Annotated in this window: 14 protein-coding genes; 4 read left to right on the top strand and 10 right to left on the bottom strand. The window is 63.4% G+C overall.

The genetic code is table 11. The features are described from left to right. Window position 1: 1 nt before the first annotated feature. Genes NKG95_RS16230 through NKG95_RS16220 form a run of 3 tightly spaced genes read left to right on the top strand, consistent with a single transcriptional unit; the run spans window position 2 to window position 2,626 of the window. Window positions 2-919, top strand: a complete 918-nt coding sequence (locus NKG95_RS16230) for an ABC transporter permease subunit (protein ID WP_023717881.1) — start codon at window positions 2-4, stop codon at window positions 917-919. Between the two features lie 4 nt (window positions 920-923). After that, on the top strand, window positions 924-1,799 hold the full coding sequence (locus NKG95_RS16225) for an ABC transporter ATP-binding protein (protein ID WP_352493740.1): 876 nt from the start codon (window positions 924-926) through the stop codon (window positions 1,797-1,799). Next, window positions 1,796-2,626 carry a dipeptide ABC transporter ATP-binding protein gene (locus NKG95_RS16220; RefSeq protein WP_352483289.1) on the top strand — a complete coding sequence of 277 codons (831 nt, stop codon included), beginning with the start codon at window positions 1,796-1,798 and terminating at the stop codon, window positions 2,624-2,626. The genes NKG95_RS16225 and NKG95_RS16220 overlap by 4 nt, the downstream gene beginning before the upstream one ends. A gap of 22 nt (window positions 2,627-2,648) precedes the next feature. Here NKG95_RS16220 and NKG95_RS16215 read toward each other — a convergent pair whose 3' ends face one another. After that, complete coding sequence (locus NKG95_RS16215) at window positions 2,649-3,569, bottom strand: LysR family transcriptional regulator (protein ID WP_023717878.1); 921 nt, start codon at window positions 3,567-3,569, stop codon at window positions 2,649-2,651. 93 nt (window positions 3,570-3,662) lie between these two features. Here NKG95_RS16215 and NKG95_RS16210 point away from each other — a divergent pair, with 93 nt between their 5' ends. Beyond that, complete coding sequence (locus tag NKG95_RS16210) at window positions 3,663-4,535, top strand: NAD(P)H-dependent oxidoreductase (RefSeq protein ID WP_352716797.1); 873 nt, start codon at window positions 3,663-3,665, stop codon at window positions 4,533-4,535. On the opposite strand, the gene NKG95_RS16205 is transcribed toward NKG95_RS16210, so the two are convergent. The 9 genes from NKG95_RS16205 to NKG95_RS16165 form a co-directional block, all read right to left on the bottom strand. Further along, window positions 4,466-5,758 carry a cysteine desulfurase-like protein gene (locus NKG95_RS16205; protein ID WP_023717876.1) on the bottom strand — a complete coding sequence of 431 codons (1,293 nt, stop codon included), beginning with the start codon at window positions 5,756-5,758 and terminating at the stop codon, window positions 4,466-4,468. The two genes, NKG95_RS16210 and NKG95_RS16205, sit on opposite strands and share 70 nt — an antisense overlap. A 30-nt stretch (window positions 5,759-5,788) precedes the next feature. Then, window positions 5,789-6,463 carry an amino acid ABC transporter permease gene (locus tag NKG95_RS16200; protein WP_023717875.1) on the bottom strand — a complete coding sequence of 225 codons (675 nt, stop codon included), beginning with the start codon at window positions 6,461-6,463 and terminating at the stop codon, window positions 5,789-5,791. Between the two features lie 109 nt (window positions 6,464-6,572). Then, a complete protein-coding gene (locus tag NKG95_RS16195; RefSeq protein ID WP_023717874.1) occupies window positions 6,573-7,364 on the bottom strand; it encodes an ABC transporter substrate-binding protein in 792 nt (263 codons plus the stop codon). Window positions 7,365-7,541: 177 nt separating this feature from the next. Then, entirely contained in the window at window positions 7,542-7,937 is a 396-nt protein-coding gene (locus NKG95_RS16190) for a RidA family protein (protein WP_352483286.1), read from the bottom strand. A 75-nt stretch (window positions 7,938-8,012) separates the two neighbouring features. Beyond that, on the bottom strand, window positions 8,013-9,161 hold the full coding sequence (locus NKG95_RS16185; protein WP_352483285.1) for an acyl-CoA dehydrogenase family protein: 1,149 nt from the start codon (window positions 9,159-9,161) through the stop codon (window positions 8,013-8,015). 231 nt (window positions 9,162-9,392) lie between these two features. Next, window positions 9,393-10,205 carry an enoyl-CoA hydratase family protein gene (locus NKG95_RS16180; RefSeq protein ID WP_353041481.1) on the bottom strand — a complete coding sequence of 271 codons (813 nt, stop codon included), beginning with the start codon at window positions 10,203-10,205 and terminating at the stop codon, window positions 9,393-9,395. Then, window positions 10,193-10,672: a MarR family winged helix-turn-helix transcriptional regulator gene (locus tag NKG95_RS16175; RefSeq protein WP_023717870.1), complete on the bottom strand. Its 480-nt coding sequence runs from the start codon at window positions 10,670-10,672 to the stop codon at window positions 10,193-10,195. Before NKG95_RS16175 ends, NKG95_RS16180 begins: the two co-directional genes overlap by 13 nt. After that, window positions 10,666-11,439: an SDR family NAD(P)-dependent oxidoreductase gene (locus NKG95_RS16170; RefSeq protein ID WP_023717869.1), complete on the bottom strand. Its 774-nt coding sequence runs from the start codon at window positions 11,437-11,439 to the stop codon at window positions 10,666-10,668. Before NKG95_RS16170 ends, NKG95_RS16175 begins: the two co-directional genes overlap by 7 nt. Beyond that, window positions 11,436-13,730 carry a bifunctional salicylyl-CoA 5-hydroxylase/oxidoreductase gene (locus NKG95_RS16165; protein ID WP_353041479.1) on the bottom strand — a complete coding sequence of 765 codons (2,295 nt, stop codon included), beginning with the start codon at window positions 13,728-13,730 and terminating at the stop codon, window positions 11,436-11,438. Before NKG95_RS16165 ends, NKG95_RS16170 begins: the two co-directional genes overlap by 4 nt. Window positions 13,731-13,760 lie beyond the last annotated feature (30 nt).

Below are 13,760 nucleotides of genomic sequence, written 5' to 3'. Positions count from 1 at the left end.
GATGACCGACGAATCCGCCGCCGAAGCCACCGCTGCCTCCATCCCGACAGGCGGCAGGCAACGCGCCTTCGCCGAGTTCTGGCACTACTTCTCGATGAACACCGGCGCGGTCATCGGCCTTGTCGTGTTTTCGGCGTTGGTGCTGGTGGCGGTCTTTGCGCCGTTCGTCGCGCCGCATTCGCCCGACGAGCAGTTTCGCGATGCGCTGCTGGCGCCCCCTGCCTGGCAGCAAGGCGGCAAATCGATGTTCCTGCTCGGCACCGATGCGGTCGGCCGCGACATGCTTTCGCGGTTGATTTTCGGGGCGCGTTTCTCGCTGTTCATCGGCCTGGTGGTGGTCGTCTTCTCGCTCACCAGCGGCATCGTGCTTGGCGTGCTCGCCGGCTATTTCCGCGGCTGGGTCGACACGCTGATCATGCGCATCATGGATATCATCCTGGCCTTCCCGTCGCTGCTTCTGGCGCTGGTGCTGGTGGCGATCCTCGGCCCCGGGCTGTTCAACGCCATGCTGGCGATCGCGCTGGTGCTGCAGCCGCATTTTGCGCGTCTCACCCGCGCCGCCGTGATGGCCGAAAAGAACCGCGAATATGTCATCTCCGCCAAGGTGGCTGGTGCCGGTCATCTTCGCTTGATGGTGAGGACGATCTTGCCGAACTGCCTGGCACCGCTGATCGTGCAGGCCACCCTGTCCTTCTCCAACGCCATTCTCGAGGCTGCGGCGCTCGGCTTCCTCGGTGTCGGTGCGCAGCCGCCGACGCCGGAATGGGGCACGATGCTCGCCTCGGCGCGCGAGTTCATCCTGCGCGCGCCTTGGGTAGTGACCTTCCCCGGCCTTGCCATTCTGATCACTGTGCTTGCCATCAATCTGATCGGCGATGGTCTGCGCGATGCCTTCGATCCCAAGCTGAAGAGGTCATAATCCAATGCCTCTTCTCGAGATCAAGAACCTGACCGTTTCCTTCGACACCGCCGCTGGACCATTCATGGCGGTACAAGGCATCGACCTGTCGGTCGAACCGCGCGAGGTGTTGGCGATCGTCGGCGAATCCGGTTCCGGAAAATCAGTGGCAATGCTGGCAGTGATGGGGCTTTTGCCCAACACGGCGACGGTGAGGGCGGACCGCATGGCCTTCGACGGCATCGACCTGCTTAAGCTCGGCCCGTCCGAGCGGCGCAAGATTGTCGGCAAGGACATCTCGATGATCTTCCAGGAGCCGGTCGCCAGCCTCAACCCGTGCTTTACCGTCGGCTTCCAGATTGAGGAGGTGCTGCGCTTTCACATGGGCATGGACCGCGCCCAGCGCCGGGCACGCGCCATCGAACTGATGAAGTTGGTCGGCATCGCCGACCCTGAGGAACGGCTGGGCTCCTTCCCGCACCAGATGTCGGGCGGCCAGTGCCAGCGCGTCATGATCGCCATCGCCATCGCCTGCAATCCCAAGCTTTTGATCGCCGACGAGCCAACCACGGCCCTCGACGTCACCATCCAGAAGCAGATCCTCGATCTGCTGGTCGGCCTGCAGGCCAAATACGGCATGGGCCTGATCATGATCACCCACAATATGGGGGTGGTTGCCGAGACCGCCGACCGTGTCATCGTCCAATACAAGGGCCGCAAGATGGAAGAGGCCGACGTGCTGTCGCTGTTCGAATCCCCCAAGAGCAATTACACGCGCGCGCTTCTGTCGGCGCTGCCGGAAAACGCCGTCGGCGACCGGTTGCCTACTGTTTCCGACATGCTGTTCGAGCCGGCCCCATCTGTAGTCGCAGCCCGATCCGCGGGAGGAACCGCCACATGAGCGTGACGGTAGTCGAAGGCAAGAACATCGTGCGCGACTATCATGTCGGCGGCGGGCTTTTCCGCCCCTCCCGTACGGTTCACGCGGTCAAGGGTGTTTCGTTCAGCGTCGACAAGGGCAAGACGCTGGCCATCGTCGGCGAGAGCGGCTGCGGCAAGTCAACGCTCGCCCGCATCATCACCCTGATCGACCCGGCGACCTCCGGCGAGCTTTTCATCGACGGCAAGAAGGTAGACATCGCGAGGGACGGCCTGTCGAAGGAAATGCGCCGCAAGGTGCAGATTGTCTTCCAGAACCCCTATGGTTCGCTCAATCCACGCCAGAAGATCGGCGACGTGCTTGGCGAACCGCTGCTCATCAACACCGACAGCACGGCCGGCGAGCGGCGCGATCTCGCCATGAAGATGCTGAAAAAGGTCGGTCTCGGCCCCGAGCACTACAATCGCTACCCGCATATGTTTTCGGGCGGCCAGCGCCAGCGCATCGCCATTGCCCGCGCGCTGATGCTCAACCCCAGCCTCCTGGTGCTGGACGAGCCGGTCTCGGCACTTGATCTTTCGGTGCAGGCGCAGGTTCTGAACCTGCTCGCCGACCTGCAGGATGAGTTTCAACTGACCTATGTTTTCATCAGCCACGACCTGTCGGTGGTGCGCTATATCGCCGACGATGTGATGGTGATGTATTTCGGCGAAGCGGTCGAATACGGCTCGCGCGACGAGGTCTTCGCCGACCCCAAGCACAGCTATACCAGGACGCTGTTCGCGGCGACGCCGCGTGCCGACGTCGCCAGCATCAAGGCAAGATTGGCGAAAAAGAAGGCCGCCTGATCCGGCGAGGTTTGCCGGCCGGCTACCGCTTCTCGATCCCCGGAATGCCGGAGATCTGCTCGGCGAGAAAGTCGACCAGCAGCCGCACCCGGGCAATGCCCGCACGCTCCGGAACGATCAGCATGCTCAGCGGGACGGGAGGCGGAAAATAGCCCGGCAGGATAATTTCCAGCCGGCCGGCCGCCAGAAGATCGTCGACAAGCCAGTGGTGGGCGGGTGCGATACCGCGTCCGGCGACAAGGGCTTTGCGCGCAGCAAGCCCATGGTCGACCCGAAATCGGCCGCCAAAGGGCACCGCAAAGCGCTCGCCGCCCGGCCCCTGCAGGGCGAGCGTGTCGCTTCCCGCGATGTTCGACATCCGAATGCCTTCATGGCCAGGCAGATCCTGCGGGACAGCCGGTCTGCCCCGGGCCGCCAGATAGGCCGGCGCCGCCACCAGCAGACGCCGGGACTGACCGAGCGCCCGCAGCTTCATCGAGCTGTCGGTGAGCGGACCGAGGCGAAGCGCGATGTCGACGCCCTCCCGCACAAGGTCGATGCGCTCGTCGGTTAGGCTGAGATCGATGCCGATGTCGGGATAACGGTCCTGAAAGGCGAAGATCAGGCGGCTGACGTGCAAGACGCCGAGCGCCGCCGTGCAGGATATCCGGATCGTGCCAGCCGATGCGCCGCGCGTGCCTCGCGCCTCATCGCCGGCCTGCTCAACGAGGCGCAGGATCTGGACGCTGTCGGCATAGTAACGGCTGCCTTCATCGGTCATCGTGACACGCCGGGTGGTCCTGCTGAGCAAGGGCACGCCGACGGCCTCCTCGAGCTCCCGCAGATGCCGCGTGACCGTCGACTGACCAACTCCGAGCTCGCGCGCCACCGCCGAGAGGCTGCCGCGCTCGGCGACGCGAACGAAGGTGCGCATGCGCTCGAGGGTGACGTCCGATTTATCCATTATTCGGCATTATCTTATACATTTCCTACATATAGTGGATTAGCCGACGGCTGGCTACCTTTGGTGTCTATCGTCCTTCTTCGGAGTAGACCCATGAAAGTCCTGCTTGTTTTTGCTCATCCTGAACCGAATTCGCTCAACGGCGCACTGCGTGACGTCGCCATCAGGGAGCTCGAGACCCAAGGCCACGAGGTGCGGGTGTCTGACCTCTATGCCGATGGCTGGAAATCCGAGGTGGACCGTGCCGACTTTCCGTCGTGGCCGCCCGAAGCACGCTTCCTGCCGGCCGGCGCCTCCAAAAAAGCTTTTGCGAGCGGCACTCTGACCGATGACGTCAAAGCGGAGATCGACAAGCTGCTATGGGCCGACACCCTGATCCTCCAGTTTCCCCTGTGGTGGTACGCCATGCCGGCGATCCTCAAGGGCTGGGTCGATCGGGTGTATGCCTACGGCTTCGCCTATGGCGTCGGCGAGCACAGCGATAAGAGGTGGGGTGACCGCTTTGGCGAGGGAACGCTCGCCGGCAAGCGCGCGATGCTAATCGTTACCACCGGCGGCTGGGAGGAGCATTATTCCGCCCGCGGCGTCAACGGCCCGATCGACGACCTGCTGTTCCCGATCAACCACGGGATTCTATACTATCCGGGCTACGACGTGCTTCCGCCGTTCGTGGTCTACAGGGTGGACCGTTTCGGGGAGGCCGATTTCGAGCCTGTCGCGGAGCGACTGCGCGAAAGGATGCGGACGCTCGAGACAATCCAGCCCATTCCTTATCGGCAGCAGAATGGCGGCGATTACCTGATCCCAAGCATGCAGTTGCGCCCCGGCTTGGAGAACCCGGGTGCGACCGCCTTCGCCCTTCACGAGGATCGCGCCGGCGCCGCCGGCCAGCCCGATCAGGACAGCCGGGCAATGATGGTGCGAAGCGCCTCGCCGAAGCGCCGGACTTCCTCGATCGTATTGTAATGCACCAGCGAGGCGCGGACGGCGCCGCTGTCCATGCTGAGGTTGAGCCGCTTCATCAGGCGCGGCGCATACATGTGGCCGTCGCGAATGCCGATCTGCATCTCGGCCATCTCCTCGACGATCCTCTGCGGCGACAGCGTGCCGATGTTGAAGCAGAAGGTCGGCACGCGCTCGCGGAGGCGTGCCTCTTCGGCCACGCCGTAGATCGTCGCGCCGCAATCTTTGAGCACCGCCAGCATTTCGCGCGCCAGCACCTGCTCGTAATCGCGAATGGCATTCATACCGGCGACGATGTTGTCGCGGCGCGATCGGTTATTGGCTGGAGCGAAATTGCGGCCGATCGATTCGAGATAGCGCACCGCGGCATCCATGCCGGAGACGTTCTCGTAGATGAAGGTGCCGGCCTCGATCTTATAGGGCGGCTCGTCGGGAATGAAGTCCTCGCGGAAGGTCGGCAGACGCTTCAGCGTTTCGAAGCGGCCCCACAGGAAGCCCATATGCGGCGAGAAATTCTTGTAGCCGGAGCAGACCAGATAGTCGCAGTCCCATGCCTGCACATCGATCAGCCCGTGCGGGCCGTAATGCACGCAGTCGAGGAACACTTCGGCGCCTGCCGCATGCGCGATCCCAGCCACTGAAGCAACGTCGACGATCGAGCCGATCGAATGCGCCGTCACCGTGCAGGCCACGAGGCGGGTGCGCTCGGAGACCAGCGGGCGCAAATCGTCGACATGCAGATTGCCGTCCTCGCGCATCCGCCACCATTTGAACTTGGCGCCGGCGGGTGCCAGCGCCAGCCACGTCGCGATATTGGCATCGTGATCCATGTCGGTGATGACGATCTCGTCACGCTCCCCGTTTGGTCGCTCAGAAAGCATCTGGCCGATGCCGAGGCTGACCAGGCGGATGAACGAAGTGGCGTTCATGCCGAAACAGATCTCCGCCGGGTTGGTGGCGTTGATCAGCAAGGCCACGCTTTCGCGCGCGCCGGCGACGGCTTGATCGACGGTGACGCTGCGGCCGTAGCGGCCGCCGCGCTGCACATTATGCGCGACCAAATGGTTGGTGACCGCGTCGAGCACACTTTGCGGGATCTGCGCGCCGGCGGCATTGTCCATGAAGATGAAGTCGCCGGCCTGCTGCAAGGCGGGAAACATGGCGCGGATCGTCTCGACCGGGAAAGCTGCGGCATCGCCCGTTTTCGAAATCTGATGCTGGTTCAAGGTCGTCTCCTGCGAAGTGCGCTGACAGATTCAGCGGGTCTTTTCGGTTTGAAATCGGCGTTCAAGGAGGCTGACGAGACGGACCATCGGCCAGAGAAAGATGAGATAGACCAGCGCGGCGCCGATCAGCGGTGAGGGGTTGGCATAGAGCGATTGCGCGTTGGTCGCTTCCTTCAGCAGTTCGGGCAGCGCCACGGTGGAGGCGAGCGAGGTGTCCTTGAACATCGAAACGCAGTTGCTGGTCATCGGTGGAATGACGACGCGGATCGCCTGCGGCAGCACGACCTTGCGCAAGGTCAGCAAGAACGGCAGGCCGAGCGCCTGCGCCGCCTCGAACTGGCCGCGCGGAATGCTTTCTATGCCGGAGCGGAACACCTCGGCCGAATAGGCCGCCATGATGATGGCGAACGCCATCACCGCGGAAGTCCAAGACGACAGGCGTATGCCGAGAAACGGCAGCGCATAGTAGATCAGGATCAGCACGACCAGCACCGGCATCGCCCGGAAAATGTCGATGTAGCCGACAGCCAGCAGCCGAAGCGGCTTTGGCGCATAGAGCCGCACCAGGCTGATCGCGAGGCCGACGGGAATACCGATGCCGATGCTCATGATTCCGAGCAGCAGCGTGTTCAGGAAGCCGCGCAGCAGTGCCGGCAGGCTGGAGATCATGACGTCGGCGTTGAAGAAGGTGTCCAGCAGCGACATCGCAGCATTCCCGAAACGTTTGGCGTCCCGCGACGCTCGAGCCCGAGCCCGAAATCCGAAATCGTGCCGGCATCGAAAGCCGGCACGACATTTAAGCGCGAACTGCCGCTCAGGCCTTCGGCATAGGCATTTCCTTGACGGTCGAGGAATCGGCCGGTGCGTCGCTGCCGAACCACTTCTTGTGGATCGCGGCCAGCGTGCCATCCGTCTTCATCGCGGTCAGCGCGTCGTTCAGCTTGCCGAGCAACGGGTGGTCCTTGGTCATCATCAGGCCGTACTGCTCGCCGGTCTTGATGCGCTCTTTTACGGCGAGATCCTTCATCCTGGTGAAAGAATATTCCAGGCCCGGAATATCGCTGACCGCCGCATCGACGCGGCCGGAGCTGAGATCGAGCAGCAAATTCTGCTGCGTGTCGTAGCCCTTGACGTCACTGAACCCGTCCGCTTCCTGGTGCGCCTTGACCCAGGTTTCGCCGGTCGAGCCGGACAGCACGCCGACGATCTTGCCCTTGAGGTCGGCCTCGGCCTTGATTGGGCTGTCGGCCTTCGCGGCGATGCCCATGTCGGAATCATAGTAGGGTTGCGTGAACGACTGCGACTTCAGCCGCTCCGGCGTGATGGTGATCGACGAAATGGCGACGTCGATGCGCTTAGAGGTGGTGGCGGCGAACAGCGCCTGGAAACCGAGGTCGGCGATGTCAGTGGTCATGCCGATACGCTTTGCCGCTTCGTTGATGATGTCGACTTCGAAACCCTCGAATGTACCGCTCTCGTTCTTGTATTCAAAAGGCGGATTGGTCGGATAGGCGCCGACATTCAGCGTGCCTTCGGCATAGGCCGGGCCGCCGGCGATGCCGATGGCGGCAGCAACAAGAAGCAGGTTGCGACGGGTGAAGTTCATTTTCGTTCCCTCTGGTTGTGATCGGACGGGTTGGCCCCGCACGGTTTTGATACGCCAAGTAACCGGACTGCCGGAAAGCCCTCCCGGCACGGCAGTCGTAAGACATCGGATGCTATCCAAAGTACCGCGCTTTTCAAGGCGAAAGTTTTAAGCTTAAAAAATTGCCGCGTGTTGCCATCAGTCCGGAATAACCGCCGTGGCCTGGATCTCAACCTTGGCGCGATCCTCGACCAACGCCATCACCTGCATGGCGGCCATCGCCGGAAAATGCCGGCCGATCACCTCGCGATAGACCTCGCCGATCCCCTTGAGATTGGCCAAATATTCCGCCTTGTCGGTAAAGTACCAGGTCATCGAGGTGATATGCTGCGGCTTGGCGCCGGCCTCGGCGAGCACGGCGACAATATTGGCCAGCGTCTGCTTCACCTGGCCGACAAGATCGTCGGTCTCGAAGCGGCCCTGCCCGTTCCAGCCGACCTGCCCGCCGACGAAGACAAGCTGCCCACGCGCGGCGACGCCATTGGCGTAGCCGACGGGTTTCGCCCAGCCTTCCGGCTGCAGGATGGTGTGCATATCAAAGCCTCCCAATGCTCAAATCCGGTCGCTCAAAACTCAAAGACAATCAATTCTTCCACACAAACTCCGGTCTCAGGCCGCTCCCATCACTTGCCGTGCAATCACCACCTTCTGCACGTCCGACGCTCCCTCGTAGATGCGCAGTGCCCGGATCTCGCGATACAGTCTTTCGACGATATGGCCCCTGCGGACGCCGTCGCCGCCATGCAGCTGCACAGCCCTGTCGATCACCTCCTGCGCCTTGTCGGTGGCGAACAGCTTGGCCATCGCCGCTTCGCGGGTGACACGGGCGGTCCCCATGTCCTTGGTCCAGGCGGCGCGGTAGACCAACAAGGCGGCGGCATCGACATCCAGCGCCATCTCGGCGATGTGGCCCTGCACCATCTGCAGCTCGGCCATCGCTGCACCGAACAGCCTGCGCTCGGCCACTCTTTTGATGCTTTCGTCCAGCGCGCGCCGGGCAAAGCCGAGCGCAGCTGCCCCGACCGTCGAACGGAACACGTCGAGCACCGACATGGCGATGCGAAAACCATCACCGGGTTTGCCGATCAGCGCCGAGGCTGGAACGCGGGCATTGTCGAAAGACAGCCGGGCGAGCGGGTGCGGCGCGATCACCTCCAGCCGCTCGGCGATGGTCAGGCCCTTTGTCTCGGCCGGCACGATGAACGCCGAAAGCCCCTTGGCACCGGGCGCTTCGCCAGTACGGACAAAGACAACATAAAAGTCAGCGATACCGCCGTTGGAGATCCAGGTTTTTTCGCCGGATAGGATATAGCTATCGCCGTCACGCGTGGCCGTCATTTCCATATTGGCAACGTCCGAGCCCGAACGCGCCTCCGACAGTGCGAAAGCCGAAATCGCCTTGCCGGCCCGTGTCTTCCCCAGCCAGTGCTGCTGGTCTGGCGTGCCGAACAGGCTGAGCGCGCCGGTGCCGAGCCCTTGCATGGCGAAGGCGAAATCGGCCAGCCCGTCATGCCGGGCCAGCGTTTCGCGCGTGAGGCACAATGTGCGCACGTCGAGTGCTGCAGGGTTTTCGGTGTCGAGCGCTGTCGGTTTCAGCCAGCCATCCCGGCCGAGCTTGGCCACCAGCTCGCGGCAGGCTGCGTCGACATCGTCATGCGCGACCGGCAGGTTCTTGGCGCACCATGCCTCCAGCCGCTCTGCCAACTCGCGGTGATGGTCCTCGAAAAACGGCCAGGTGAGGAAGGAACGGTCAGGCATTTCTGCCTCCACAGTTCTCCGGCCCTGGCGCTCCACGGCGCCCCCCTCTGTCCTGCCGGACATCTCCCCCTCTAGGGGGGAGATTGGCGGCTTCGCTGCCACTGCTCTCCCGGCGATGTTGGAGATTGGCGAAAGCGGGCCTGACATCCAATCTCCCCCCTTGAGGGGGAGATGGCCGGCAGGCCAGAGGGGGGTGCTGTCTTGCCAGCGTGCCCATGGAAGCGATCATCCTCAATCCCCCTCGAACACCGGCTTCTCCTTGGCGACGAAAGCCTTGTAGGCCCGTTCGAAATCGCGGGTCTGCATGCAGATCGCCTGCGCCTGCGCTTCCGCTTCGATAGCCTGGTCGAGGCCCATCGACCACTCCTGGTTCAGCTGCGTCTTGGTCATGCCATGGGCGAAGGTTGGGCCGGAAACGATGCGCGCGGCCATGTCGAGCGCGTCGGGCTCGAGCGTTGCGGCATCGACCAGCCGATTGTAGAAGCCCCAGCGCTCGCCTTCCTCGGCGCTCATCGTGCGGCCGGTATAGAGCAGTTCGGCGGCGCGACCCTGGCCAATGATGCGCGGCAGGATCGCGCAGGCGCCCATGTCGCAGCCGGCAAGGCCGACGCGGCTGAACAGGAAAGCCGTTTTTGCCTGTGGCGTGGCGATGCGGATGTCGGAGGCCATGGCGATAATCGCGCCGGCGCCGACCGCCACGCCGTCGACCGCCGCAATAATCGGCTTGCCGCAATTCAGCATCGCCTTGACGAAATCGCCGGTCATGCGAGTGAAGGCGAGCAGCGCCTTCATGTCCATCTTGACCAGTGGGCCGATGATTTCGTGGACATCGCCGCCCGAGCAGAAATTGCCGCCATTGGGAAGGAACACCACCGCATCGACGTCGTCGGCATAGACGAGATCGCGAAAAGTGTCGCGCAATTCGGCATAGCTGTCGAAGGTCAGCGGGTTCTTGCGCTCCGGCCGGTCAAGCCGGATCTTTGCGATTTTGCCTTCGACCTGCCAGAGGAAATGCTTCGGCTTGCGGCCGGCTATCTTTGCCATTCCCGTCCCTCCCAATTGCTGCGGAAGGAGGTCAGCATGCCGGTCAGCCGGCGCGCCTCGTCCTCGCTCACATTGCCCAGCAATTCGCCGACCCATTTTTCATGCGCGGCGGCGATCACGCCGAAAGTCTTCGATCCCTCTTCCGTCAGCCGTACCATCGAGGTGCGGCGGTCGCCATTGCGTCGGGCTCGCATCACCAGCCCTTCCGAGACCAGCCGGTCGATGATGCCCGTGACATTGCCGTTGGACACTAGCAGGAAGCGCGACAGGTCGCTCATCAGCATGCCCTCGGGCGCCCTGTAGAGCGCGGCCATCACGTCGAAGCGTGGCAGCGTTGTGTTGAATTCTTGCCGCAAGCGTTCGCGCAGCTCGGCCTCGATGGTGCGCGAGGCGCGCAGCAAGCGTATCCACAGCCGCAGGCGGTCCTTGCCGGGTCCGGACGGGGCGGGCAGGGGACCGGCTACCATGTCTCACCTCCGGAGATCGAAATCGTTTGTCCGGTGATCGACCCGGCGGCGTCGCTACACAGATAGAGCACGGCGGCTGCAATTTCCTCTGGCTGGATGAAGCGGCCTTGCGGGTTGGTCTCGGCAAGGCTTGTCCGCGCCTGCTCGGCCGAGCGGCCGGTCGTTTCGACGATGCGCCGAACGGCGCCTTCCAGCATTTCGGTTTCGACGAAACCCGGGCACACCGCATTTACGGTCACGCCGGACTTCGCGGTCTCGACGGCGAGTGCCCGCATCAGACCGACGACGCCATGCTTGGCTGCGACATAAGCTGCAACATAGGGATAGCCTTTCAGTCCGGCGGTGGAAGCGATGAAGATGATACGGCCCGTCTTGCGCGCGGCCATGCCGGCCAGCGCCGGCTTCACCGTCAGGAACACACCGGTCAAGTTGACGTCGAGCGTGCGCTGCCAGTCTGCCAGCGAGGTCCGCTGCGCCGAGGCGCTGCCGGACATGCCGGCATTGGCAACGACGACGTCTAACGGTCCGCGTGCCGCTTCCGCGTCCTCGTAGAGCGACGCCATCGATGCCTCGTCGGTGACGTCGGCGGCAATGGCGAAGATGCGCTTGTTCTGAGCGGCGACCTCGGCAAGCGGCTCCACGCGCCGGCCACAGATGGTCACATCGATGCCTGCGCCGGCCAGCGCCAGCGCGATCGCCCGGCCGACGCCGGAGCCGCCGCCGGTGACCAGCGCATGTCGCCCTGAAATCGCTGCGGCGGAACTCATACTTTCAACCCCGCCGCCGCTTCGCGCTCGGCCAGCCGGTAGAGTTGGTCGCGGCCGGGCAGATAGGGATCCGGCCATTTGACGCCGCGATCGCCAAGCGTGACCGCCGCATGCAGCGTCCAATAGGGATCGGCAAGATGCGGCCTTGCCAGTGCGACGAGGTCGGCGCGGCCGGCCATCAGGATCGAGTTGACATGGTCCGGCTCGTAGATATTGCCGACCGCCATGGTCGCCATGCCGACTTCGTTGCGGATGCGGTCGGAAAATGGCGTCTGGAACATGCGGCCATAGACCGGTCTTGCCACGGCCGAAGTCTGGCCGGCCGACACGTCGCAGATGTCGACTCCGGCTTCATGCAGCTGCCGCGCGATCTCGACCGCATCGGCCGGCGTCACGCCCTCGATGCCGAGCCAGTCATTGGCGGAGATGCGCATCGAGATCGGCTTTTCAGCCGGCCATACGGCGCGCACCGCATGAAAGATTTCCAAGGGATAGCGCATGCGGTTTTCCAACGAGCCGCCATAGGAGTCGGTGCGCCGGTTGGTCAAGGGTGTGATGAAGGAGGACAGGAGATAACCGTGCGCGGCGTGGATTTCGAGCATGTCGAAGCCGCAGCGCGCCGCCATCTCGGCCGAAGCGACGAACTGCTCGCGCACCGTATCCATGTCGGCGCGGTCCATCGCCTTCGGCACCTGGTTCTGCGGCGACCACGGCACGGAAGATGCCGCCATGACGGGCCAATTGCCCGAGGTCAGCGGCACGTCGGTTCCCTGCCAGCCGAGCCGGGTCGATCCCTTGGCGCCGGAATGGCCGATCTGCGCACAGATTTTGGCTTCGGTTTCGGCATGAACGAACTCGACCAGCCGCTTCCAGGCGACCTCATGCTCGGGCGCATAGAAACCGGGGCAGCCTGGCGTGATGCGGCCTTCCGGGCTGACACAGGTCATCTCGATGTAGAGGAGAGCGGCGCCGCCCTTGGCCCGTTCGGCATAGTGGGCGAAATGCCAGTCGGTCGGACAGCCGTCGACCGCCTTGTACTGCGCCATCGGCGAGACGACGATACGGTTCTGCAGCGCCATGTCGCGCAGCCGGAACGGCGCAAACATCGGCGCGCGACGCAGACTGTTGCCGCCAGCACCGGCCTGACGTTGGAACCATTCCTCGGCGCCGGCCAGCCATTCGGCATCGCGCAGCCGCAAATTCTCGTGACTGATGCGCTGCGAACGCGTCAGCAGCGAATAATTGAACTGCACCGGATCGAGGCCGAGATAGCGCTCGACCTCCTCGAACCATTCGAGCGAATTGCGTGCCGCCGACTGCAGCTTCAGCACTTCGGTGCGGCGGGCGTCCTCATATTTGCGGAAGGCTGCCTCGAGGTCCGGCTCGGACTCGACATAGTCGGCCAGCGCCACCGCGCTTTCCAGCGCCAGCTTGGTGCCGGACCCGATCGAGAAATGCGCGCTCGCCGCCGCGTCGCCCATCAGCGCCAGGTTCTTGTAGGACCAGCGTTCGCACAAGACGCGCGGGAAATTGATCCAGGCCGAGCCGCGGATATGATTGGCATTGGTCATCAGCGCGTGGCCGCCGAGATGGCGGGCAAAGATGCGCTCGCAGACAGCAATCGATTCCTGCTGAGACATCGCGCCGAAGCCGAAGCGTTGCCAGGTCTGCTCGCTGCATTCGACGATGAAGGTCGCGGTATCGCTGTCGAACTGGTAGCCATGCGCCCAGACCCAGCCATGTTCGGTTTTCTCGAAGATGAAGGTGAAGGCGTCGTCGAATTTCTGACGGGTGCCGAGCCAGACAAACTTGCATTTGCGGACATCGATATCGGGCTTGAACACGTCGACGAAGGCGCCCCGCGCTTTCGAGTTCAGCCCATCGGCGGCGACGACCAGATCGTGCGTCTCCATATATGGCTTGGGATCGGCGATGTCGGTCTCGAAGACCAGCTTGACGCCGAGTTCACGCGCCCGCCGCTGCAGCAGCGTGAGCAGCCGCTTGCGGCCGATGCCGCAAAAGCCGTGACCGGTCGAGACCGTGCGCACGCCGTCATGGATAACGGCGATATCGTCCCAATAGGCAAAATGCTTGCGGATCCAGACGGCGCTGACCGGGTCGTTCCTGGTCAGGTTCTCCAGCGTTTCGGCCGACAGCACGACGCCCCAGCCGAACGTATCGTCGGCACGGTTGCGCTCGATCACCGTCACCTCATGCGCCGCATCCCGGAGCTTCATCGAGATGGCAAAGTAGAGGCCGGCTGGTCCGCCGCCGAGAACCGCAACTTTCATCGTGCGATCTCCTCTTCGCTTCTGTTTGTC

The organism is Mesorhizobium sp. M1423, from assembly GCF_040317575.1.
In the GTDB taxonomy this organism is placed as follows: domain Bacteria; phylum Pseudomonadota; class Alphaproteobacteria; order Rhizobiales; family Rhizobiaceae; genus Mesorhizobium.
This window is presented reverse-complemented; position numbering and strand designations above follow the sequence as displayed.

Excerpts from the sequence above, each read along its gene's own strand:
- NKG95_RS16175 (WP_023717870.1), bottom strand. The coding sequence starts at position 10,672 with ATGGTAGCCGGTCCCCTGCCCGCCCCGTCCGGACCCGGCAAGGACCGC.
- NKG95_RS16225 (WP_352493740.1), top strand. The coding sequence starts at position 924 with ATGCCTCTTCTCGAGATCAAGAACCTGACCGTTTCCTTCGACACCGCC.
- NKG95_RS16165 (WP_353041479.1), bottom strand. The coding sequence starts at position 13,730 with ATGAAAGTTGCGGTTCTCGGCGGCGGACCAGCCGGCCTCTACTTTGCC.
- NKG95_RS16185 (WP_352483285.1), bottom strand. The coding sequence starts at position 9,161 with ATGCCTGACCGTTCCTTCCTCACCTGGCCGTTTTTCGAGGACCATCAC.
- NKG95_RS16230 (WP_023717881.1), top strand. The coding sequence starts at position 2 with ATGACCGACGAATCCGCCGCCGAAGCCACCGCTGCCTCCATCCCGACA.
- NKG95_RS16215 (WP_023717878.1), bottom strand. The coding sequence starts at position 3,569 with ATGGATAAATCGGACGTCACCCTCGAGCGCATGCGCACCTTCGTTCGC.
- NKG95_RS16200 (WP_023717875.1), bottom strand. The coding sequence starts at position 6,463 with ATGTCGCTGCTGGACACCTTCTTCAACGCCGACGTCATGATCTCCAGC.
- NKG95_RS16195 (WP_023717874.1), bottom strand. The coding sequence starts at position 7,364 with ATGAACTTCACCCGTCGCAACCTGCTTCTTGTTGCTGCCGCCATCGGC.
- NKG95_RS16220 (WP_352483289.1), top strand. The coding sequence starts at position 1,796 with ATGAGCGTGACGGTAGTCGAAGGCAAGAACATCGTGCGCGACTATCAT.
- NKG95_RS16190 (WP_352483286.1), bottom strand. The coding sequence starts at position 7,937 with ATGCACACCATCCTGCAGCCGGAAGGCTGGGCGAAACCCGTCGGCTAC.
- NKG95_RS16210 (WP_352716797.1), top strand. The coding sequence starts at position 3,663 with ATGAAAGTCCTGCTTGTTTTTGCTCATCCTGAACCGAATTCGCTCAAC.
- NKG95_RS16170 (WP_023717869.1), bottom strand. The coding sequence starts at position 11,439 with ATGAGTTCCGCCGCAGCGATTTCAGGGCGACATGCGCTGGTCACCGGC.
- NKG95_RS16180 (WP_353041481.1), bottom strand. The coding sequence starts at position 10,205 with ATGGCAAAGATAGCCGGCCGCAAGCCGAAGCATTTCCTCTGGCAGGTC.